Here is a 19,897-nt window from a genome sequence, read left to right as displayed (position 1 = left end):
CAGGAAGTCCTCAGAAGTTAGGTTTGAAGCCGGTGGCCACGTTGAGAAAGCGCTTTGCCAGGTCGTCCTGCGTCATGAAGCCGTAGGCGAGCGGCCGGAAGCTCTTCGATTTCGGGTCTACCAGGAACAGCGCCGGGAAGTGGGTAATGCCCATGCGCGCACTCTGTCCGGAGTCCGGGCGGCTGTCCGGTACCTGCGGCGACACTGTTCCGTCCACGCTTACTGGTATCAGCGAGATATGGCGCAGGCGGGCAAAGTCCGCCACCACGCCCGCCATCTGCGCATCAATGGGGTCACTGCCGCGGTAGAAATAGAACAGGCCGTACTGCCCGGATAGCTGGCTGATGGCCTGAGTCTGCTCCTCCTGATCGCGGGCCTGCTGCAGAGGCGCTGTGCTGTTGTAGTGCGGATGATCAAGGTTGTAGTCGAGGTCCGGGTGATCAAGCTGTGCCACAGCAAATGACTGGCTGAACATCGAAGCGCGGTCGGTCCAGAACTTCTGCCAGCGCAGAAAAGTGGCCGTGTTCTCCGCCGACGGATGCAGGATGGCGTTGTTCAGCGCTTCTTTTGTATACCCTTTCAGCACGTCGGCCTGCTCTGAGGGGGATAACCTGCGGAAGTCCGGCACACCCGGCGGTGCGGGTTTTGGCCTGGAAGCTGGCGTATCCGGCTTTTTCTTTGGCTCGTTATACCAGTGCCAGCCAGTGAACGGATCGGCCGGCGTCACCACCGCGTCGGCGGGCAGTTCGTCCTGCGCCATGGCCTGACAGGTGCCCGCCAGCAGCAGGCAGGCAAGCATCATTCGCTTCATTATTTCCCTCCCGTCTGCGCGTTAACCTGCGCGGCAATGCGATCCTTTGCCTGCTGCACCATGGTGGCAGAGTCGGGGATCTTCTGATTGGCCATCAGGTCGCTGTAGAAGTCCTGGAAGTTGATCAGGTCAAAGTTTATCTTCTGCAACTCGGGCACCGTGATGCCACGGCAGTCAGGGGAGTCACCGCTGCCGAAGCTGACGTGCAGCTGATCGCGGCGCCCCTGCTCCTGGATGATGCGGGCTAGCTTGCCGCCAAACACGCAGTAAACCTGACTTTTCTGAATGCAAACGCCTAACACCGCACGGTCACATCGTTCACCCACGCTTACCGTAACCTTTTTCGCCTTCGCTTTGCCGATGGCCATCTCGTCCGAGTTGCACTGAGACAGCCCGGTATCCTGCCCCCACCCACTGTCCTTGCAGCAGTTAGAGAAACCGGCGAAGGCTTTACGGCAGCTCATGGCGTTGCCTGTAAAAGCACGTACGTTAATCGCCTCCGATTGCGTTTTTACATCATCGCCGGCTGAAGCCAGCCCTGCCAGTTTAGCCACCGCAGTGTCGAATCCACTGTCACCAGCTCCATTCGTCTCATCACAGCTGCCTGACTGGCAAATGTAGTTGCCGCCGCACAGCAATCCAGAGGAAGAGTAAGTGGTCTGGCATTGGTATGTGTAGTCCTTGTGGGAGCACTGACCATCAACGAATTCAGAGCAGGTCGCGGCTACCTGGGTACAGTTAGCATTGCTGATCAGCGTGCCACAAGTGCCGGTGGTGTTCTCGCTGACCAGATACGTGTCGGTATACTGCCAGCAGTCGCTGTGAACCGAATAAGTCTGGCCGTCCTTCACGATTTGGCGGTCGCCTCCGCCAGCGGAGCACACTGAGCCGATTTTTTTCCCGCCTGGATCGTTCGGGCAGCTTGTCGGTGTGGATGTATCTGGTCGCCAGACCTGCACGGTCGTGACGATGGTGATGCTTGCAGACATGGACATAAGGTCCGGGCTCAGTTGAGACCATACAAGATTCAGATAGCTAGGAACTTTATTAGTCCAGTATCCGTCCACCTTTCCACTGGCCGGCCCCTGAGTAAGTCCCAGGTTTATCGTAAAGCTGTTGTGCGGGCTCGAGTGATAAACCAGTCCGTTCACCGTGATGTCACTGGTATTGGTGCTGCAGTGGTCACATACGCTGAGACTGAAGGACGAGTTCAGGATTTGCACACCCGCTGGCACAGGAAAGCTGAAGTCAATACGGTTACTGTTCAGGGTTTTCGTGAACTGGGACATGGGGATGTCTATCACTTGCGTTGAACTCTGCGTTTCATAATGACCGGTAATGACCGTGTCGCGAGTACAGCTTTTTTGCACCGATACATCGGCGCTGCAGCTGTAATTCTCAAATACCGACTTTGACACGGTTTTGGTGGTGCACTGCGTGTTGGTGCCGTCCACGATGGTGCCGCTATTGGCCTCGGCGTTTTTACCGTTCTGTATAAAATCAGCGTTCGGATCGATGGTCACTGCCGGATTTTTTGTTGATGAGTCGGATATGGCCTGACCGGCTTCACTCTGACCGAGTTCAGTCTGGCCCTTATCACCTATGCCACCGTCCCCGCCCTGTACACCACCGTAGTATCCACCTTGTGGGGGACTGGCCGTATAGCCCGGAATGACAGAGGCCGGGTCAGTCCCCCCTGCCGCAGACGTGCCCTGTCCTTTATTGCTGCCAGCAAAACCTGCACCGGCGTTATAGGCGTCACTGACGTCGTCAGCGTGTGCGATCGCCGACACCAGAATCAGCAGCAGTGAAATGAGTCGCTTCATCGCCCGGCCTCCCCTTCCTGCAGCAGCTGAGCGGCCGTTGTGGCGCAGTCACCGCGCTGCTTCACCTCTTCCAGTGCCTGTTTCACCGCCAGGTTGCCGTAGAGAACGTCGAACTTACCGCCACAGGTCACAACGAGTGCCGGCACGGCCTTTATGCCGTACTGCTCGAACAGCGTCGGATCAATCTGCACACCCGCCTGTTTGTCCTTTTTGGACAGCTCATAGATTGCTGACGCCGTTTTTCGGAAGTCATTATCCAGCAGGCCGCGCAGCGTCGCCGGTATGCCGAAGCGGCGGGCATCAGAAAGCATCGGCAGAAGCCCCTCCTCGGGAATACCCAGGCTTACGAAATAAACTGCGCGCGGCGCAGGGCGGCTGGCACTATTCTGTTCTGCCTGTGCGGCAGCGATTTCATTCTGCATCTGCGCCACCCGCCGCTGCTGGACATCAGGCAAAGTAATATTTGTGCCCTGCAGCTGGCTTTTGAACTGTTCAAGCTCGCGCTGCTGCTGCTTCATGTAATCCATATCGTTGCCGTTAATAACGGGCTGATCTGCAGCATCAGCGAACGTGCAAAATATCGCGGCGCTGAGTGCCAGCGCCGTCATCAGTGTGGTTTTCATGGTGAGTCCTTACAGGAAAACGCAGTTGCGCTTTCGCCACATGAGGAAGCCGAAGTTTTTCTTCGACTCCGGGGAGTTGTGCGTACTGCCCCACAGCTGCGTGGTAGTGCCAAACGGGTGGCAGTCGCTGGGTTCGGGGTACATGTTCACCATCTGATAGCGCCAGCGTGACTTGGGAATAATGGGTGACGGATATTCGAAGCACACGGCCGTGTCGGCTCCTACCGTTTCCCAGACCAGTCCCTCGCGATGCAGCTTGAAAGCCATGCGCTCGCTGACCAGAAGCGAGGCCTCAAGAGGAGAAAATTCATTGCTCGTATAGCCGGTGAATGGGTACATCGAACCCTGCGCGCCGGCACACCAGAATAACGGGTCGAGTGGTACGCCTGCGGTGGAGGCGATAGAGTCCGCCGCGCATGCGCCCTGTGCCAGCAGGTTACTGAACAGCGCAACTTCCGGGTTTAAAATCATCGCCAGCGTGCTGTCATTCCAGAGCGGGTCCACCTCGGAGAGGTAGGCAATATCCATGTCACCGGTCTGCATGCAGCCCACGCTTGTGATGATATTGAGCCAGAAAATCAGTGGATATTTGTACCAGTGCACGTGGTAAAAGCTGCCGGGCGCAGGCGCATCACTTTGTCCGCCGCGCCCGGTGCCGGTGCGCCCGAGGTCAATCTTAAAACCGCCCATGTTAACCATCACACCCGGTTCGCGCGTGACATCTGTCATAGCCATTGGCTCCCAGAACCCGATGGCCAGTCCCAGCCGGTAAAGTATTCCTACCGGACAGAGCTGTATGGGCGAGGCCGGATTGGGCGTATCCGGATGCGCACCCGATGCCAGCTGAATACTGCCAAGTGTCATGGGAAACAGGCACTTCCAGCAGACATCGCTGATGGGATTTACCCAGCGGCCATCACCGGCGTTACTGGCGGCGGCCATTGCCGGCTTTGCGATGATGACGCTGACCAGCAAACATAAAATGAGGAGAGTGCGCTTCATACGTCGTGCGCCTCCAGTTTTTTACGGAGCCAGACGCACACCGGGCCGTCGTCCGTATCGTGGATGCTTCCGGTAAACCAGCCATCACCAGCCGGTCCGGACGGCTGCCAGCTGCTGCAGTTACCCGTTTTCCAGTAAGCCTCCATCATCCACTCCGGCACGTCGTTTTCCATCCAGGCGGTGGCCGACTGAAGATTGTGAAGGGCAAGCCACGCCTCAAACTCCCCCGGCTGAGGGTACTCATTGCCGTCTGCCGGCAGGAAAAAGTCAGTATGCGTCCAGCCGCCCCAGCGATCGCGCACGACCGGCTGAGCCGATATTTCAGCGGGGTGTGTCATAAGGTGAGATTCCATCGTTGTGGCAGCGGGACTGCCGGGGTCAGACGTTAATCGGGCCTGCCTGCGGGGTGCAGGCTGAGGCGTACCGCAGCGCACGCGAGGAACGAACAGCCTGCGCGACGCAGGGAGGAAACGGGGGTGAATTGTGCTCATCGGCAGCCGTCACCGCAGCGAACGTTCGAAAGGCCCAGCCGCAGTCGTCAGCATGCGCCGCTCCGTCTGCATCACCCTTCTCAAGACTCTCTGCTACTTCTGACAGATAAAGTGAAAGCATCTCTGCGGTGGTGTGCCGGGTGCCCTGCAGCAGGATGACCACGCGCGCCTGGCTGTCGGGCATCAGGACGTATTTAAACCCGCGGCGCCACGCCCCGGGGCGGGTTTTACTGCCGTACTCATCAATAAACACGGACGGTCCCGTTTCGTTGATCCGTGAGGCAATGTGCCACATCAGGCCCGGCGCAATCCCCGCGTCAGCGAGACAGCCCCAGCTGAAATCCCCTGCGCCATTGCGCGACAGTTCTCCGGACGCCGCCCGCAGCGCCGCCGGAATGCTGCTCGTGAGTGAGCCAGGCGGCCCGCACCACATCAGGCTTATCTGCGTGAGCGGCCACGCGTGCCGGAACCATCTGTCGGTCACGCCGAGGCGCTGCAGCTTCGCGTTGTATTCCTCTTCGGCCTTTTCCAGGTCATTCCGGTGAAGGGGCTGTTCTTCAGGAGGGACCTTTTTACGACCACGCGAACTTTCAAGATGAAAGTTAACAAGGTTAATTAACCCTCCCCCTGCCAGGACGCCTATTAAGGACAAAATGCCTGTTTCGGCGTATGTCATATTCTGCTCCTCACTCCGTTGCCGCGCGGTCAGCCGGCTGGCTCACCTCACGCCTGATGACATACCAGCCGGCCGCCTCTGCGCCGCGCTGACACCAGTCCGCCCAGCTGCCCGCATAACCGTCTCTCGCGGCCTGCTGCAGGAACTCTTCAAGATCGCCATCACTCCGCTGCGGCGATATATGGCGTGAGCGCGCTTTCACAATCGCCGCACCTGCCAGCGCGCGCATGTCGTGCGGTAACGCCACTTTTGCCCGTGCATCGGTGCCGAAGGTGTAACCTTCCGCCTCAATGGCGGCTGCGAAAGCGGCCAGCAGCTGCTGCCAGTACGCGGTTTCCTCATGCGCAAGTGCACGTGCAGCCATCGCCGGACTGCCGAACGGCGCCGGCACGGGAACTGACGTTCCGTGGCGAACGCTGAATGCATCAGTCCGATCCGCCTGCTTTGCAGGGAACACCCTGCCCAGACGAACCATCACAACGGACAGCACCAGCAGCATAAGGAATAAACCGACCGCGGGCAGATGATCCGTCAGGTCACCGAGTGCACGAATACTCGCCGGCGAAAGCGAAATTTCCGCGCGACACGCGGGCTTCGGCGCGGGCGCGCTCCAGACCGGCTGCACGGCTGGCGCCTCAGAAGATTTCCAGTCATTAACCAGTCGCGGCAGCAGTTCATTCTGCATGAGTACCCTCACCTTCCGTTGCCGGCTGCATGCCGTGGCGGCGCATCACCTCACCCACGTCTTTGTCCGTCAGCGAAGCCAGCACAATCGCTGACCGCACTTCTCCACTGCACGCCAGCAGGGTCTGCAGCGCCGCGCGCAGGATCACCGACTCAGAATAAAGCGGAAACTCTGCGGTCATGCGGCGAAGCCCGGATTTATCATCGTCGTCCAGGCGAACCTGGGCGTTATGACGTTTTACTTTCTGCGGGGCCGTCTGCCCCCGTGTGTTGTGACTCATTTCAGCGCCACCTCCTCCACCTTCAGCATTTTTTCAGCACGCGTGATGCGCACCGGCGTATGCTCAAAGCCGAATTTTGTTGTTAACGTGCCGTACTGGTCGAAGTACACCGGCTCGTCCAGCGCGATGCTGCTGTCGTGCACGTTGCCCTTCACCAGAATGACCTTAAAGTTTTGCTGCCCCGCAAGTTGCGGCTTCAGCCACGCCATCTGCTGCGGGTTATCACCGTCAACGAAGAAAAGCTTTTCGCTGTAGGACACCTTATCCAGCGGATTGACCTTATCCCCCGCCCGCGCGATGACGTTTCCGCGCATGTCCCGGATGGTTTCCCGCACAGTAAAGGTCGGGTCATACAGGAACGTGCGGTCCGTCTTCGCTGGAGTCAGTCCGGCCACCGGTGCGGGCCGCACGGCATGCGCTTTCACCCGCGCTTCCGCTTCCCGCTGCAGCCGGTCCATCTCGCCGCTGTCCTTCATGCCCTGCAGGCGCTGACCGATGAAGGTCAGCAGATCGGGCTCGGCAATGGGAAAAAGGTGGCCGATGGTGCCGAGTTCCTTAGCATCAGCGGGCTGGATGACCACTGTAGTGAGCACGACCGCTGCTGTAGTGAGCAGCCTGACCGCTGGCCGTAGCCTCATTGCGCCCCCTGCATCTGGCGCGCAATGTCGGCCTGAATCAGCGGCGTAATGTCGGTAACGCCCGCAACTACGGCCCCTTTCACGAGGATTACCCCACCGTGTGCGGCCTGCCAGTCCGACAGGCTGGCGTCAAGCGCCGTGCCGAATCGCGTCGTTAGCGCAGTAACGGCCTTTTCGTCCAGCGGCGTCTGTGCCGTCTGCAGCCGGAAGGTGTCGATGGTGCCTTTCATGTCGAACACCACGTAACCGGGCTGCACGGCCTTCGCAACCAGCGCGCTGACGCCCGCGCTTAGTGCGATAACCAGCACTGCGAAGGCGGCAGGGTGAACACCCCGGCGGCTCAGCAGACCGGGCGCCGGTTTTATGATCGCGCCGTCACGCACATTCAGTTCCCCTGCGGCTTCACCGTCCACCTGTGTGGACGGCTGCTTGTCTTCCTGCATATCGTTTCCTCATTTAAGAAGTGGCAAGACCTGCCCAGCGCTCCAGCTCCTGCATTTCGGCCTGATACATGTGCGGCTCGCAGGCCAGCAGGTATGCCGCTTCCTCGCTGGTCGCACCGTGCTTCTGCGCCTCGGTCATGTACTGGTAGTCTTCCCCGCGGGTGCTGAACATGGCGCGCGTCACCGGATCGACGAATACCCGGTGGAACGAACTGTTTTCGCCCGTGGAAATCATCACCGAGCTGAAGCCGGTATCACGCGCGGGCTGGAAGCCACGAATAACCTGCGTCTCAACTTCGCTGAACTGGTCCGGGTTGGAATTAAGGTAGGTTTTGAACGCCTTCGCGTCCTGCAGCAGCGTCACTTTGGTACCGGAGCAGTCCCACGCGGCCGCGGCCGCAGGCGGTGCAGCCTGATCCCTGGTACCGGTGAAGTCCTTGATGCCCTGCGTGATCGTGATAAATGCGCCGCGGTGGCGTCGTACCGTACGGTAGCCGGTTTCGATGAAGCGGGCGGCGTGCGGATTTGAGCCGCTGAACAGACGCCAGGCCTCGTCGATAATGGCTACCTTCTTCAGGCTGCGCGGCGAGTGGTACATTTTTTCCTGAATGGCCAGAATGAGCGAGTACAGGATGGCGGAGAGCAGGTGCGGCTGATTTTCCAGGCTCAGCAGTTCCAGCACCGCGAAGCGTGTGTCGCCGTCAAGCGTAGGATTGTCCGAGTTAAAGTAATCGCCGTTGGCTCCCCACGTGCACCAGCGGTCCAGCAGCAGAACCAGCTCGTTGATGCGGTTCATGATGGTCGGCTGCTGGCCATATTCCTCTCTAACACCCGCTGACTTCATGTAGAGCACCACGTCATCGATGCGTGCTTTGTTCTGTTTGGCCTCGTATGCCGCCACCACCCCCTTGAGCAGGATGGTTTCGCTGACCTTATCTAGCGGTTCGTTGGGGCTGGCCAGTACGGTAAGCAGCCCCTGAATGCCCTCCGCAGACTCCTTGATGTTCCGCACGTTGGCGAACGGGTTAAAGCGCAGCGTCGCACCGTCCAGGTAAGATCCGCCTGCCTGCCGGCAGAAGTTTTTGTAGCTTCCTCCCATATCGATAACCCAGCCAAAGCCGCCGGAGTTAAGCACCTGCCGCAGGATTTCCTGAATGAAGAAGCTTTTGCCGGCACCGGTGGTGCCGGTTACCGCAATATTGAAGTTAGTAGCCCCGTTGCTTTCGCTGAACATGTCAAAGAAGGCCAGCGCGTTGCGGTAGGTAGGCAGCGGGCTGCCGGAGGCCGCCATCTGACGCTCAGCCACCACCGGCATGAGGTTGACGGCGTTAAAGCTTTTACAGCGCAGGGTGGCATTCATGAGCTTCATGTCGTCCCACAGCCCTTCCTGCATCAGGAACGGTAGCGAAGTCAGCCAGTTGCGGAGCTGCTGATAACGCGGGGTGGACATTTCGAGGTCATTTTTACGGAACACGTTAATAGCCGAGAGCTCACAGCGCTGCTGTTCGCTGTCGCTGTCGGGCGTGAACAGCGTCAGGTTGAAATTAAAGCTACACATGGCAATTTCATTGCTGGCCAGCCCCATGCGCAGGTCACGCCACTCCTCGTAGGTGCGCTGCGTATTGGGAAACAGCTTGCCGTAGGAGGAGTTGGCTTTTTTGCCCATATCCTGCTCTTTACGGAACGCCTCATTCTGGCTGCTGACCTGTTCCTCGACGCAGATAGTCCAGCTCAGCAGGAACGGACAGGGAATGCCCAGGTCCGGGAAACGCATGTTCTGCAGGTTGTCCGCCGCCTGCCACAGTGCGAACTGCTTAGGTACTTTCGTCAGCTGCATGTTCACGATGCGCGTGCTGACAACCGCGGTTTCACTGTCGTCACTGACGGCCCTGTCACCGGTCTGACGCGCCGTGGTGAGTCGCAGGTGATCGGGATGGACCTCCATCTCGGTACTGGTGTCCACGCACTGTCGGTGCAGCTCCTGCTCCGGATTCCAGTGCTCGCTGGCGCCGCTTACCTGGCCGGGACGATAGTTAAGCTGCTCGCGGATGACGGACAAAAACTCCGAGGGCCCCACGCGCCGCGTGTCCATATGCGCGGCAAGCATAGAAACGCGAAGCGTTTCGCGCACCTGCGCCACCGCATCCATAGACTTTATGCCGCCGGTGCCGGGATGGGCATACACCAGAAACACACGGTAGTTGCGAAGATACAGCGGATACTCACGTTCGTTGGCCAGCCCTTTCAGCGCAGAACGCTCCCAGAAGGCTTTGGTAATGGCGTTCAGACGCGGCGCCATGTCGCCCTTCCACATGTCGCGGCTGAGCCCGTTTTCCAGCATGTCTCCCACGCACTTGCTGGCCACCATCAGCACCGTAACCGGCGTTTTACGCGGCAGTTTCTTGCGTAACAGGTCGTCCAGCGCCTGCACCACCTGCTGATTGGCACCGGCGAGCGGGGCCACTTCCATAATGAAGCCAACCGAGCGGGCGTTGATGAAAAGTTCCGACTTTTCATCAAACTCGCGCCATGGCAGCAGGCTGGTCAGCGAGGGATAGCTGAAGCTCTCCTGCAGCTTCTGGCGCGCCATCTTCGCGCCCCCCTCGTCCCGGCTGCTGCTGAGAATGCCGGCGAGGTGATCGATAACGTTACTGATCATGCTGACCTCCGGCGCGTTCTGTTTTCAGTGCGGCCTTTATCAGGGTATGAAAGAGCGCGGATTTTCCGGCTCCGGGCGTACTGTGCACAATGGCGTGCCCATAAAGGGGCACATCCACGCCGGGCCTGACCCGGTGATGCAGTGCGACCGCAGACGCAGCGGGCGCCCGCTGCTCATGCGCAGCACAGAAAGAAAATCGCTTTTTCATTATTCCCCCTCGCTGATGACGCGGAAGTCTTCATCCCAGCGTGATTTCTGCTTCACGAACTCCACCACGGCGGGCTGATGGAAGCTGTCCTGCTCGTCTACCCATGGCGCGATCCACAGGCGCTGTGTCGCGTCAGGAATGCGGCGGGCGTCTACCTGTCCCGGTCCGCTGTAGTCGCCAGGAACAACGGGAGTGGCGGGTGCTGACGTGCGAACCGGCGCCGTGGATGCGCGGAGAGTTCCCGCGCTCGGCGCCAGGCCGGAAACGGGGTGGGGAGCAAGGGTTGCTGCACTGACAGGACGGTAAGGGTTCACGGCGGGTTTCACATTGCCGGGCGTCGCCAGCGCCTCAGCGGCAGGCTTTGGGCCGGCCTCCTTCTGGGCGGTCAGATCGTCAAGGCTCTTACCTTTTGAAGCGAGGTGGCTTGCTTCCGACATTGACAGGCACTGGTCTGTGGCGGTTTTGTTACAGTCAAAGTCAGAGTTCATCCCGGCGCAGCCGGTCAGCGCAGCGCACAGCAGTGCGCACGCAAAGAGTTTTTGCATAATGGTTTCCTCAAGGCGGCCGTGCCGCATGGGTTATAGATGAAAGCAGGTTATTCGTGTGGTGCGGATGAGCCCTGGTGAAGGCTGCAGTATGATTTTTATATTCCGGTGCGCTCAGCCGAACTGGTGCAGCAGAAGCGAAAGAGCGGCGGTGAAACAGGCCAGCAGGCTTATCACCGCCAGCCGTTCAAAAGTTATTTGCATACAGCCTCCGGCTGAACCTCGTTCACGGCAAGGCGCCGCTGCAGGGCCTCAATTTCTGTCAGCATCGTTGCCAGCTGACAGCTGTCCGCCTTCGCCTGCCAGGCGCGACGGTAACGAAGCTGCAGCGCGCAGAGGCGGATGCGCTGTTCCCGATCGGTGCGTTTATTCATCGTTACCCCTAACCAGTGACATCTCTCTTTGCAGCTCGCCACTTTTCACTCCCTCATCATGTAATCATAAAAGGCAAGCATCCAGACACTGGCCGTTGAATACATGGCAGTGAGCATCAGCCACCTGAAGTCCGCGGCCGGTAACTGCCAGCGCCATAGCGCCATTACGAGATAAACGGCTGGCAGCAAAATCCAGAAAAAAATCACCACGAAGACTGCATAAGTTGATGAACCCATGCTTGTATGCTTTAACGACCAGACAGACAGGATTGATACAACGAACGATGCCTGCCAGAGCGACCAGTCCGGAAAATCACTCACCCCCGCTCGTCTTCCGGCTGCCACCACAAGAGCATTTAGCAGCAGCAGGGCCGCCAGAATATAAATCTCATAGCGTTCGACTTTTTTTAGCCAGCCATTACATGTCTTAATCATGCGGCCACCCCGCGCGCGGTGATGTGAAAGCGCAGGTGGCTTTCCACCGGCACGCGTACCTGCCGGTTCATCAGGGTCAGCAGCAGAATGGCGCGCTTCATGCCGTCCGGTTCGCACCACACCGCCTCCAGCCCCTCAAAGGCCCCGTCCTCAATCATCACGCGGTCACCGTTTACGGGCGCATCCGTCGTCACCGGCGCGCCCTCCCAGCCCGCCTCCAGCTGCGTGATAACGTGGTCAGGCACCACGGATGGCAGACCACCAAAGCTGATAAGAGTGGAAATGCCGCGCGTGCCTTTGATGGCGGTGGTGTGTACCACATCCGGGTCGAAGCGCACAAAGAGATATCCCGGGAAAAGCGGCTGCGGTGCGATGTCTCTGACCCTGCCGTTGCGCAGGCGAACCCGTGAAAACACCGGCAGCAGGCAGGTCACCCCCTGGTCTTCCAGATGCTGTCGGGCGCGCTTTTCCTGAGCGTGCTTTGTCTGTGCCACGTACCAGTTTTCCATCTCTCACTCCTGTCAGTTAATTGTGTCGCCGAGGCGTAGCTGGCTGGCCTGACGCAGAACTTCATCGGGGTTTAACACCGGCGCGCTGTTGCCGCCGCTGTTCGCCGGCGTGACCGCTGCAGTCTGCTGAACGGCCGACTCCGGTGCCTCTTTCCTGGCTTTTTCGGCGTCAGCATCCTCAATAGTTTCCAGACGGAAGCCCTGCTGGAACACCACGGTCACGGCATTGCCGGCGCCGATATCAATCACCGGGTGATACTGCTCGGCGCGCTTAATCCAGTACTGGCTCAGCGTATCCGCCGCCTTGCTGGCACCTCCACCGATGCCCTGTTTAAAGATGTCGCCGGCACCCACGGAGGCGCTGGCACCGAGACCGACCGCTGGCGTAGCGGCTGATTTGATGCCCTCGCCGAAGCCGGAAAGAAGGCCCGCCGCACCGGCGTTGGCAATGATGGCGCCGTTACGCATGACCGGTTTACCGCGAATGCCCACCTTGCCCTGGAAGGAGACGTGGCCATCAAACGGCATGTCGATGTGCTTGCCGTTTTTCAGGATGCAGCTGATGTTTTTAGTGCGCACCTCACCGCGTTCGCTGGAGATATCACCGTACATTTCGCCGGTGACGCGGCACTGGTCCATGTTCCAGGTTTTCCCGTTTGGCATGGAGACGTCGCCAAGCAGAGTGATAACGACCGGCGAGGTATTCTGCTGACCGGTCACGCTGGCGTTAGCATCGGCACCTTCAATCATGACCGCTTCGGAGAATGAACCGGAAGGTATCCACGGCAGCTTCGTCTTTTTGTCCGTGAGCGCGGCGTAGGTGAAGGTGTCGCGACTCAGTCCGCCCGGGCGGACCGTACCGGAGCCCGGATAAAAGCCCTGCCCCTGCGTGGGGTAGAACTGTCCGCCCTGTCCTGCGGCAGGTCCGCTTCCGGGGTTACTGATGTTCCACTGCGCGGGACCGGCAGGCCCGGTGGAGACCGGCAGGCCTGGTGGCTGCGCGCCCGGCGGTGGTGTGCCGGCGGGCGGGGAATTCGGTTTGCTCCCCTGCGCCTGCTGCGTCTGCAGCTGACTGATAGCGTCTGCCAGGGTGGAGAGCTGCTTTTTCAGCTCATCATTCTGGTTTTTCAGCGAGCTGCTCAGCTCGCCGAGGTTCCGCTCAAGGCCCGCGGTCTTGTTCTGCTGCTGCTGCAGCGCGGAGGTGGCCACGCCCTCGGTAAAGGAGGTGTTCACCAGGCCGCCGGTCATGTTCGGCACCGCTTTGGGCGCAGGGCGGTTCTGTTCTGCCTGATAGTGCGAGTAAGCCCAGATGCCACCGCCCATCGCCAGCATGACCGCGGCAGATACACCGGCAATCATCCACTGACGGCGACGCGTGGCGGTATTGATGTTGCTCATGCCCCGCCCTCCGCGTCAGTGGAGAAAATCACCCACACGAAACCTTCTCCATTTGCGTACAGGGTGCGCGTGGAGAGCATCACTGCACGCACGCCCTTCTGCCAGAATTGCTTCTCGCTGAGCGCCCGCGTTACGTAACCGGTATTTTTCATCCGGTAACGCATCACACGCAGGTGCGACCCGGCCAGCTGGCGCTCCGGGGTCAGCAGTACGCCGGCGGGCGGGTTATAGGCAGGACCGCGCGAGGCTTTCACCTCGGCGTAGTTTTCCGGCACGTCACCGTTGACGACGCTGCGGGCCACGCTCACAAGCGTTTTCTGGAAGGGCTGACTTTCCTCCCACACCTTCGCATCCGGGTTGGACCTGAGCGGCACGTCCACCGGTATCAGATGAAGCGTGCGGCCATTACCGGGTTTGGGTGATACGTCGATCGACACGCCGACGCCGCCGGCAGTTTCCAGGAAGATGGTGAAGTCCTGTCCGGTAAGTGGCGTGATAAGCAGCGCCCCGTCGGCTGTATTGGCTTTGGTATAGGCGTTGTCCGGACCGGTAATGCCGGTAATCAGCTCACCGTCGATAATGATTTTGTTAGGGCTGGAGTTGCTCATCTGCGCCTTCAGGTGCGCATTGTTTTCGAACGGCGTCCCGGTCGGGCCAGGGACTGCGGCCATCACGGCGGCCGGCAGCAGTGCCAGCGCGCCGGTAACGGCCAGGGCGGAAAGGGTCATTTTCATCGGTTCAGTCCTGTTGCGGGCGGCGTTCAGGTTGGGTCCAGGTCACCTCGGGGAAGGCCGTCAGGCGGATAAGGCCGTCCACGTAGTGCACGCTGAGCCGGTAGGCTTTGTGCGCATCCGGAAGCGAAATCTTCAGGTTGCCGTTGGTGGTGCTGGCGCTCAGCGTGCCCTGCGCGATGATGTCACCGGTGGTGGTGTCGGTGATTTCATCATCAATGCGGAACACGGAGGACACGCCGTACTTTTTGATGTATTCAGCTTCGGCGGCGAGCTGCTTTTTTATGTCGTCACGGTAGTCGGCCGGAACGAAGCGCAGCAGGGCGGCGTGCTGGCTGTCCACAGTTTCGGGCGTGACGGAAAGGCGGAGGTTGACGAAAGAGCGCACGAGCATGCCGTTTAAGGCCGCGTCTCCGGAGGCGGAATCAGAGACGAACGGGCGGTCAAACATCATCGGTGTGGTGACGGTCCTCTGCTTTTTTGCAAAATGCCACGCCAGCGCGCCGGTCACGACGTTGCCGATGGCGAGGGTGAACACGAGCAGCGTCAGCACGGTCAGCGCCAGAATAATTACCCGGTTGCGCCCCTCCCGGACCTGATACTTCATATGCGTTTTCCTTTTGATAAGCGCCACCCGGGGGCGGCGCGCGGTTTACTGCATCCAGTGCCGGTTGCCCGAGTCGGGCACGCGGCGGAACTGCAGCCGGAGCAGCGCAGTCGGCAGGTACCAGTAAAGAAGGTTCATGAGCCACCAGGTGCCCTGCCCCTTCTTCAGGTGGCGGACTAACAGCCAGAGCGCGCCGGCCACAATCAGCATCACGATGAACATGTCGCAGGCGAAGCCGATGATGCCGCACGCAATAATGAGCACGGCTTCCTCCGTGGGGAGTCCGGCAAGGCGTTTCTGCTGATTGAGGGTTTCCGGGAACTGATACTGAAGCGATTCCCTGTCCATGACGGGGTCAGCCGGCGAGGCTGTAGAAGATTTTGGTGACGATAAGCAGGAATGGGATGCCGCCAACCAGAATCATCGGGTTACGTACTTTGATGTAAGCGGCAAGGGAAAGGATGATTTCGCCGATGTAAATCCCCCACTCAACGGTGCTGCCATGGCCGAACGTATCCTTGGCGTCCTGCTTCTGGCCGGACAGCAGGTCCTCGGCGCGCACCAGGTGCGGCAGCGCAAAGAACATTACGGCCAGGCAGATGAGCAGCACGTTAGCGCGGTGACGGTAAAGAAGGCTAAAGGCGCGACGGGTCGCGCCGATAAGTCCCTGTGGCATCCCTTCGCTGTGCACCGGGCAGGCTCCCGCAGCCCCCTGCACCATTGCCGGGTGTGACGTGACAACTTTCATGTATAAAACCCTCGATTTGAGTTAAGGAAATGTCAGTGTGCGTAAGCAGACGTAACGCGCCGTAAGTGTACATTTTCTCAAAAAAAAAAAATCTGTGACGCATGTCACGCTTTTAAGGTCTCTCATCATGTTTTTTAGGATTAATCCTGAATGGGCGTGGCGTACGCTTGCAGCCTGTCCAGGGTGAGCCTCTTGAGGGGTGATAAAAATGAAAGTTAAAGAAAAAATGGGTGATGGCCGGGGGCGTCCGCGGAAGTATGCCAGGGGGGAAATGCAGTACCGGAAGTTATGGCTTCCTGAAAACCTGCTGATGGAATTGCGCGTGGCAGCGCGGGTGCGGCGATATACCACGAATGATGAAATCATCAGTCGGCTTATTTCGTCTCTGCACTTTTCTCCCCGCCGGCACGTAATTAAAACTGATGAGGGGCAGCGGCTTGTTGCGCTGGCGAGGATGTTTGATGAATTTATTCAGTCAAGGCTTGATGTAATCCGGGCTGAATATCAGGTGAAAGATGATGCGCTGACTGAAAAAAAACCATTCGTTCCTGGCAAAAATCGTTCGTTCAGCAGTAGCTTTCCTGAAAACCTCAGGCGGGATATGGAAATCAGTGCCCGCTTTAATCGCAGAAGCATGAACATGGAAATACAGGAGCGCCTTCTGGATTCTCTGAACTATTTAACGGAACAGCAGCTCCCGGAGAATGAAGAGGTAAAGCGCTTGCGTGAGCTCGCCATATTATTTGATGAGTTTATACTGGATAAGGTTGTCGTGGCAGAGAACCCCATTGCAGGAAAAGATAAAGAGTCTTAAGGCATGATGCCGTGATCGATAGATGGGTAATAAAAATAACCTGTCGGCAATTTCTCAAATTAACTTAACTATTTTCACAGCGAATGGATGTTCTCATGCGCCGTAGAGGTTGCCTGTCCGTTTTCATGGCGGCTTCGCGGCGTAAGTTACTTTAAGGGACACACAAAAATTTTCTTCTGGCCGGTCAGGGTGACCTGTTGCTTTTTTGTAAGGTCTGCCCTGCCCTCATCCTTTTATAAGTTATCGTGATAACGAAGTTCCCTAATCTCTCCCCTTTAATTTTTCTTTCCTGATGAGGTAATGAGCATATTTCGTCCTGAGTGGCTCTTATTCTTTGACAGAAATAACGCGGCATCATTTACAGGACAGGTTGAGTGCCTGTAAATAACACCGCTTGCCATCCCGGCACTATAAGCACTATCAGTGCAGTCGTCGACAGGGTGTTTACGTGCTCACTCATCTGACACAGTAAATGACTCTACGGTCTGGATAATCAGAGAGATAAAAAATTATTTCTAGAGTGACTTATGTGCGTTCACTCTGATGGCGTATTGATTTTATTTTTCAGTCATCCTGATTTCCGCTTTCTTCCGGCCTGACAAAGTGTCGACTGTCAGCTTCACTTTCAGAATTATCAATTTCAGCAAGGTACTGGCTCAGTAAAGTATCAATGCGCTCGGTGCCGCCCGCGCCAGTTGACTGCACATAAAGTTCCGTCACCATGGTCAGCAGAATTATAATACCTTCCTTACTGCCACTCACTTTACGAATCAGCTCACGGTTATACTCCCGCTGATTAAACGTGTCCTCCTTGTTTTTGGCCTTGTGCATAATCAGGCCTAGCCTGAGTAATTCATTGCACGTCGAAGAAAGACTGACGTCAGCCGGACTGGCACCATTCTGTATGTCCAGAAGATAAATATCCCTGATTTCCTTTTCTATTTTATCTTTAACGTAGATGCCCATTCTTCCCATTATCTTTTCTCCGTAATGCCTGCATTTTTCAGGCTATATTCTTTTTGACGATTTGTGCCACGACAGGCCAGCCGGGGCCATAGCGCGTTACTACTTTTTTTAGCGCAGGCATGTGGGGTGCGCTAGCTTATACAGGTAGTCGTTGACGACACTATCATATCGTAGGGTGTGACACTGTACGACATCCAACTCCATGATTGAAATGATTATCGACATTCCTACGATATGATATCGTAGCAAGCGACGACAACAGGTAGTAGGAACCTACGATAGTATATCGTAGGTTGCGACACCACAATGTCGTAGTTTCCTACGACAAAACAGACACATACAAATCTAAAAAAGAATACCGACCACCATAACCAGATGATTTTAAATAAAAAAACAGCAAGATAAAATCTTGCGTGGGGTGTGATGGAATTGTACCTCCCAGAAGAGGCTTGCTAAATAACGCTATCCTGCTGAATTCTTTATATCCCCGGAAGTGTTCGCCAGTTGTAAGCCAGCGCTCCGTGCGCGTCTGTAACGAATTATCTTGCAAGCAATGATCTGAGCGCGTATTTTCCACACGAACCCGCCTGCCGCTTTATGCGCGCGTATGTGAGATTATTAAAATGAAATGGTTAGCCGCTCTTGGCTTTGCCGCTGTATTCAGCGCGCAGGCCGAACCCGAAATGTGTTTCACAAAGGCGGGGAAAGATTTTGGTATTGATCCGCGCCTGCTGATGGCACACTCAATTAAAGAGTCGCACATGCGCAATGCGGCGGTTAATGACGCGAACCGGGATAAAACGTCCGACGTCTGTAATATGCAGATTAACAGCTCACATTACCGCAAGCTGAAAAAGTTTGATATTACTCGCGAAAGGTTACTGAAAGATCCGTGCATCTGTATTTACACAGGCGCGTGGATCGAGGCGCACAATTTCAGGCAGTACGGCAGGAACTGGGACAGCGTCGGGATGTATAATACCGGACCCAGCCCAAAGCTGATAAAACAGCGCCGGGCCTATGCGACCGACATCCGTAATATTTACCGCGTGCTGGTTGCCCGCGATATTGTTTACGCCAGGATGACGCAGGGAGATAAAAAAACATCGGCACCTGAAAGCTTTCTCAGTGCCGACGTTACCACCGAAAAAAAATAACCCCGGCGGACTGGGGTTTTTATCATGATTTCAGCTTTGCGAACTCTTCTGCCATTTTCCAGAGCGCCTGATTAAGTTTTATGTCGCCGTCGATACCCGTCACCGGTCGCGTGGTGGTTCTTTTTCCTTTTGCCGTTCTTCCGCTCACGCCGCCTTTAATCAGATTTTCCTGCACAATATTAAACGCGGTCCACAGGTCGGTGCCTTTATCATACCAGGCGCGCGGCTGAATAATACGCTCCGCTGAAACGGGCGGCTCCTTACCGTCGTATTTGTATTCGAGCGCGAGCTGTCCGAGAAGACGCCGCTCTTCATTATTAACCTGAATTGCTTTCATCATGTCGATATTATTTTCAACTTTATCAAACACGCCTAGCACCTCATAAGCGCCTTCAATGACCTGGGTGACGATATCGCCTTTATGCGGCACGCTGATTTCGCCGAAAGATTTCCAGCACACCAGACCATTAGTACAAACCTGACGAAAAATGCCGGGGATCATTTTATAGCTGCTCGATCCATCATGACTGTTAAGCAATACAATTTCCGGCACTTCTTCTCCGCCATTGTTATTTCCGCGCCGCATGCGGATCATGTGTTTTGTAAAATCACGGCGCTCCGGGTCGCGAACGCGGGACTGGCTTGCAAAATATGGCTGAAATCCTTCCTCGCGCAGTTTGTCCAGCAACGTAATAGTGGGAATATACGTGTAACGGTCAGAACGGGAATCATGTTTTTCGGATGAAAACGCGCTCGGTACAACGCGAATAAGTTCGTCATTAGTGAGTGGGCTATTTTTACGGACAGAAGTAGGTGCAGCGTAACGGGCTGATAAACGCATCATGATTAAATTCCTTATATATAAAATGAGTCTGGTAAACAGGTACGTTTTTTCGGACTGAATCAGCGGAGGGCTATCACCGCGTAATTTTTCCGGATCACGATAAAGCCGGTGTCATACTCCTGCACGGCGACGGGATGCCCTTTATGGACGAAAATTTTCAGCGCCTCCGGCTCGTCAGTGGGCTCCTCAATGACCGTCAGTTCTGCCAGCGCAGTCAGCTGCACGCCCGCCAGGCCGGTAAATTCACCGTTCGCCCGAACCCAGCAATACAGGTCAGCAAATTCTGCAGGACTCAGATCAGGACCCTTCTGGCTCTTAACCCGTGTTTCGGTAGATTCAGAAGCGGCGGTGTTGACGTTCTGTGTGTTCATGCTGGTTCTCCTGTTGTCGGTTGCTGAAACCATGTTTCGGTGAGTTCATCGCGGCG

Annotated in this window: 26 protein-coding genes; 2 read left to right on the top strand and 24 right to left on the bottom strand. The window is 57.0% G+C overall.

Features of this window, described 5'->3' with window-relative positions:
• Positions 1-10: 10 nt before the first annotated feature.
• From traF to ACIP6T_RS23325, 21 genes are all read right to left on the bottom strand, one after another.
• Entirely contained in the window at positions 11-811 is an 801-nt protein-coding gene (traF, locus tag ACIP6T_RS23425) for a type-F conjugative transfer system pilin assembly protein TraF (protein ID WP_400459444.1), read from the bottom strand.
• Positions 811-2,637, bottom strand: coding sequence for a type-F conjugative transfer system mating-pair stabilization protein TraN (traN, locus tag ACIP6T_RS23420; protein WP_400459441.1), 1,827 nt, complete (start codon positions 2,635-2,637; stop codon positions 811-813). Before traN ends, traF begins: the two co-directional genes overlap by 1 nt.
• Positions 2,634-3,260 (bottom strand): type-F conjugative transfer system pilin assembly protein TrbC, encoded by a 627-nt coding sequence (trbC, locus tag ACIP6T_RS23415; protein ID WP_400459438.1) that lies wholly within the window; start codon positions 3,258-3,260, stop codon positions 2,634-2,636. The genes traN and trbC overlap by 4 nt, the downstream gene beginning before the upstream one ends.
• Before the next feature lie 9 nt (positions 3,261-3,269).
• Positions 3,270-4,262, bottom strand: coding sequence for a conjugal transfer pilus assembly protein TraU (traU, locus tag ACIP6T_RS23410; RefSeq protein ID WP_400459436.1), 993 nt, complete (start codon positions 4,260-4,262; stop codon positions 3,270-3,272).
• A complete protein-coding gene (locus tag ACIP6T_RS23405; protein WP_400459433.1) occupies positions 4,259-4,600 on the bottom strand; it encodes a hypothetical protein in 342 nt (113 codons plus the stop codon). The genes traU and ACIP6T_RS23405 overlap by 4 nt, the downstream gene beginning before the upstream one ends.
• Before the next feature lie 40 nt (positions 4,601-4,640).
• Complete coding sequence (locus ACIP6T_RS23400; RefSeq protein WP_400459430.1) at positions 4,641-5,429, bottom strand: hypothetical protein; 789 nt, start codon at positions 5,427-5,429, stop codon at positions 4,641-4,643.
• Positions 5,430-5,439: 10 nt separating this feature from the next.
• Positions 5,440-6,114, bottom strand: a complete 675-nt coding sequence (locus tag ACIP6T_RS23395) for a hypothetical protein (protein WP_400459427.1) — start codon at positions 6,112-6,114, stop codon at positions 5,440-5,442.
• Entirely contained in the window at positions 6,104-6,394 is a 291-nt protein-coding gene (locus ACIP6T_RS23390; RefSeq protein ID WP_400459424.1) for a hypothetical protein, read from the bottom strand. Before ACIP6T_RS23390 ends, ACIP6T_RS23395 begins: the two co-directional genes overlap by 11 nt.
• Positions 6,391-7,032 (bottom strand): type-F conjugative transfer system protein TraW, encoded by a 642-nt coding sequence (traW, locus tag ACIP6T_RS23385; protein WP_400459421.1) that lies wholly within the window; start codon positions 7,030-7,032, stop codon positions 6,391-6,393. Before traW ends, ACIP6T_RS23390 begins: the two co-directional genes overlap by 4 nt.
• Positions 7,029-7,475: a type-F conjugative transfer system protein TrbI gene (gene trbI, locus ACIP6T_RS23380; protein ID WP_400459418.1), complete on the bottom strand. Its 447-nt coding sequence runs from the start codon at positions 7,473-7,475 to the stop codon at positions 7,029-7,031. The genes traW and trbI overlap by 4 nt, the downstream gene beginning before the upstream one ends.
• A gap of 13 nt (positions 7,476-7,488) precedes the next feature.
• Entirely contained in the window at positions 7,489-10,134 is a 2,646-nt protein-coding gene (gene traC / locus ACIP6T_RS23375; RefSeq protein ID WP_400459415.1) for a type IV secretion system protein TraC, read from the bottom strand.
• A complete protein-coding gene (locus ACIP6T_RS23370; RefSeq protein WP_400459412.1) occupies positions 10,124-10,342 on the bottom strand; it encodes a hypothetical protein in 219 nt (72 codons plus the stop codon). Before ACIP6T_RS23370 ends, traC begins: the two co-directional genes overlap by 11 nt.
• Positions 10,342-10,887 carry a type IV conjugative transfer system lipoprotein TraV gene (gene traV / locus ACIP6T_RS23365; protein WP_400459409.1) on the bottom strand — a complete coding sequence of 182 codons (546 nt, stop codon included), beginning with the start codon at positions 10,885-10,887 and terminating at the stop codon, positions 10,342-10,344. The genes ACIP6T_RS23370 and traV overlap by 1 nt, the downstream gene beginning before the upstream one ends.
• A gap of 194 nt (positions 10,888-11,081) precedes the next feature.
• Positions 11,082-11,261, bottom strand: a complete 180-nt coding sequence (locus ACIP6T_RS23360; protein WP_400459406.1) for a hypothetical protein — start codon at positions 11,259-11,261, stop codon at positions 11,082-11,084.
• A gap of 45 nt (positions 11,262-11,306) precedes the next feature.
• Complete coding sequence (locus ACIP6T_RS23355) at positions 11,307-11,696, bottom strand: hypothetical protein (protein WP_400459403.1); 390 nt, start codon at positions 11,694-11,696, stop codon at positions 11,307-11,309.
• On the bottom strand, positions 11,693-12,205 hold the full coding sequence (gene rfaH, locus ACIP6T_RS23350; RefSeq protein ID WP_400459400.1) for a transcription/translation regulatory transformer protein RfaH: 513 nt from the start codon (positions 12,203-12,205) through the stop codon (positions 11,693-11,695). Before rfaH ends, ACIP6T_RS23355 begins: the two co-directional genes overlap by 4 nt.
• Positions 12,206-12,217: 12 nt before the next feature.
• On the bottom strand, positions 12,218-13,603 hold the full coding sequence (traB, locus tag ACIP6T_RS23345) for an F-type conjugal transfer pilus assembly protein TraB (protein ID WP_400459397.1): 1,386 nt from the start codon (positions 13,601-13,603) through the stop codon (positions 12,218-12,220).
• Positions 13,600-14,337 (bottom strand): F-type conjugal transfer protein TraK, encoded by a 738-nt coding sequence (gene traK / locus ACIP6T_RS23340; protein WP_400459394.1) that lies wholly within the window; start codon positions 14,335-14,337, stop codon positions 13,600-13,602. Before traK ends, traB begins: the two co-directional genes overlap by 4 nt.
• A 4-nt stretch (positions 14,338-14,341) precedes the next feature.
• Complete coding sequence (locus tag ACIP6T_RS23335; RefSeq protein ID WP_400459391.1) at positions 14,342-14,941, bottom strand: TraE/TraK family type IV conjugative transfer system protein; 600 nt, start codon at positions 14,939-14,941, stop codon at positions 14,342-14,344.
• A gap of 45 nt (positions 14,942-14,986) precedes the next feature.
• Complete coding sequence (gene traL, locus ACIP6T_RS23330) at positions 14,987-15,289, bottom strand: type IV conjugative transfer system protein TraL (RefSeq protein WP_400459388.1); 303 nt, start codon at positions 15,287-15,289, stop codon at positions 14,987-14,989.
• 7 nt (positions 15,290-15,296) lie between these two features.
• The gene (locus ACIP6T_RS23325; RefSeq protein ID WP_400459385.1) at positions 15,297-15,689 is read right to left on the bottom strand and encodes a conjugal transfer protein TraA; all 393 of its coding nucleotides are present in this window, start codon (positions 15,687-15,689) and stop codon (positions 15,297-15,299) included.
• A gap of 208 nt (positions 15,690-15,897) precedes the next feature.
• Here ACIP6T_RS23325 and ACIP6T_RS23320 point away from each other — a divergent pair, with 208 nt between their 5' ends.
• Positions 15,898-16,503 carry a hypothetical protein gene (locus ACIP6T_RS23320; protein ID WP_400459382.1) on the top strand — a complete coding sequence of 202 codons (606 nt, stop codon included), beginning with the start codon at positions 15,898-15,900 and terminating at the stop codon, positions 16,501-16,503.
• A 564-nt stretch (positions 16,504-17,067) separates the two neighbouring features.
• Here the strand turns inward: ACIP6T_RS23320 and ACIP6T_RS23315 are convergent.
• A complete protein-coding gene (locus tag ACIP6T_RS23315; protein ID WP_400459379.1) occupies positions 17,068-17,478 on the bottom strand; it encodes a relaxosome protein TraM in 411 nt (136 codons plus the stop codon).
• Positions 17,479-18,092: 614 nt separating this feature from the next.
• Between ACIP6T_RS23315 and ACIP6T_RS23310 the strand changes: the two genes are divergently transcribed.
• Positions 18,093-18,626, top strand: a complete 534-nt coding sequence (locus tag ACIP6T_RS23310; protein WP_400459376.1) for a lytic transglycosylase domain-containing protein — start codon at positions 18,093-18,095, stop codon at positions 18,624-18,626.
• A 22-nt stretch (positions 18,627-18,648) separates the two neighbouring features.
• On the opposite strand, the gene ACIP6T_RS23305 is transcribed toward ACIP6T_RS23310, so the two are convergent.
• The gene (locus ACIP6T_RS23305; protein ID WP_400459713.1) at positions 18,649-19,467 is read right to left on the bottom strand and encodes a DUF932 domain-containing protein; all 819 of its coding nucleotides are present in this window, start codon (positions 19,465-19,467) and stop codon (positions 18,649-18,651) included.
• Positions 19,468-19,529: 62 nt separating this feature from the next.
• A complete protein-coding gene (locus ACIP6T_RS23300; protein WP_400459373.1) occupies positions 19,530-19,841 on the bottom strand; it encodes a hypothetical protein in 312 nt (103 codons plus the stop codon).
• Positions 19,842-19,897 lie beyond the last annotated feature (56 nt).

It is taken from the genome of Pantoea sp. NPDC088449, from assembly GCF_044753225.1.
GTDB classification, from domain to species: domain Bacteria; phylum Pseudomonadota; class Gammaproteobacteria; order Enterobacterales; family Enterobacteriaceae; genus Pantoea; species Pantoea floridensis.
This window is presented reverse-complemented; position numbering and strand designations above follow the sequence as displayed.

Coding starts and splice junctions, on each gene's coding strand:
- traF (WP_400459444.1), bottom strand. CDS start 811: ATGAAGCGAATGATGCTTGCCTGCCTGCTGCTGGCGGGCACCTGTCAG.
- traN (WP_400459441.1), bottom strand. CDS start 2,637: ATGAAGCGACTCATTTCACTGCTGCTGATTCTGGTGTCGGCGATCGCA.
- trbC (WP_400459438.1), bottom strand. CDS start 3,260: ATGAAAACCACACTGATGACGGCGCTGGCACTCAGCGCCGCGATATTT.
- traU (WP_400459436.1), bottom strand. CDS start 4,262: ATGAAGCGCACTCTCCTCATTTTATGTTTGCTGGTCAGCGTCATCATC.
- ACIP6T_RS23405 (WP_400459433.1), bottom strand. CDS start 4,600: ATGACACACCCCGCTGAAATATCGGCTCAGCCGGTCGTGCGCGATCGC.
- ACIP6T_RS23400 (WP_400459430.1), bottom strand. CDS start 5,429: ATGACATACGCCGAAACAGGCATTTTGTCCTTAATAGGCGTCCTGGCA.
- ACIP6T_RS23395 (WP_400459427.1), bottom strand. CDS start 6,114: ATGCAGAATGAACTGCTGCCGCGACTGGTTAATGACTGGAAATCTTCT.
- ACIP6T_RS23390 (WP_400459424.1), bottom strand. CDS start 6,394: ATGAGTCACAACACACGGGGGCAGACGGCCCCGCAGAAAGTAAAACGT.
- traW (WP_400459421.1), bottom strand. CDS start 7,032: ATGAGGCTACGGCCAGCGGTCAGGCTGCTCACTACAGCAGCGGTCGTG.
- trbI (WP_400459418.1), bottom strand. CDS start 7,475: ATGCAGGAAGACAAGCAGCCGTCCACACAGGTGGACGGTGAAGCCGCA.
- traC (WP_400459415.1), bottom strand. CDS start 10,134: ATGATCAGTAACGTTATCGATCACCTCGCCGGCATTCTCAGCAGCAGC.
- ACIP6T_RS23370 (WP_400459412.1), bottom strand. CDS start 10,342: ATGAAAAAGCGATTTTCTTTCTGTGCTGCGCATGAGCAGCGGGCGCCC.
- traV (WP_400459409.1), bottom strand. CDS start 10,887: ATGCAAAAACTCTTTGCGTGCGCACTGCTGTGCGCTGCGCTGACCGGC.
- ACIP6T_RS23360 (WP_400459406.1), bottom strand. CDS start 11,261: ATGAATAAACGCACCGATCGGGAACAGCGCATCCGCCTCTGCGCGCTG.
- ACIP6T_RS23355 (WP_400459403.1), bottom strand. CDS start 11,696: ATGATTAAGACATGTAATGGCTGGCTAAAAAAAGTCGAACGCTATGAG.
- rfaH (WP_400459400.1), bottom strand. CDS start 12,205: ATGGAAAACTGGTACGTGGCACAGACAAAGCACGCTCAGGAAAAGCGC.
- traB (WP_400459397.1), bottom strand. CDS start 13,603: ATGAGCAACATCAATACCGCCACGCGTCGCCGTCAGTGGATGATTGCC.
- traK (WP_400459394.1), bottom strand. CDS start 14,337: ATGAAAATGACCCTTTCCGCCCTGGCCGTTACCGGCGCGCTGGCACTG.
- ACIP6T_RS23335 (WP_400459391.1), bottom strand. CDS start 14,941: ATGAAGTATCAGGTCCGGGAGGGGCGCAACCGGGTAATTATTCTGGCG.
- traL (WP_400459388.1), bottom strand. CDS start 15,289: ATGGACAGGGAATCGCTTCAGTATCAGTTCCCGGAAACCCTCAATCAG.
- ACIP6T_RS23325 (WP_400459385.1), bottom strand. CDS start 15,689: ATGAAAGTTGTCACGTCACACCCGGCAATGGTGCAGGGGGCTGCGGGA.
- ACIP6T_RS23320 (WP_400459382.1), top strand. CDS start 15,898: ATGAAAGTTAAAGAAAAAATGGGTGATGGCCGGGGGCGTCCGCGGAAG.
- ACIP6T_RS23315 (WP_400459379.1), bottom strand. CDS start 17,478: ATGGGAAGAATGGGCATCTACGTTAAAGATAAAATAGAAAAGGAAATC.
- ACIP6T_RS23310 (WP_400459376.1), top strand. CDS start 18,093: ATGAAATGGTTAGCCGCTCTTGGCTTTGCCGCTGTATTCAGCGCGCAG.
- ACIP6T_RS23305 (WP_400459713.1), bottom strand. CDS start 19,467: ATGCGTTTATCAGCCCGTTACGCTGCACCTACTTCTGTCCGTAAAAAT.
- ACIP6T_RS23300 (WP_400459373.1), bottom strand. CDS start 19,841: ATGAACACACAGAACGTCAACACCGCCGCTTCTGAATCTACCGAAACA.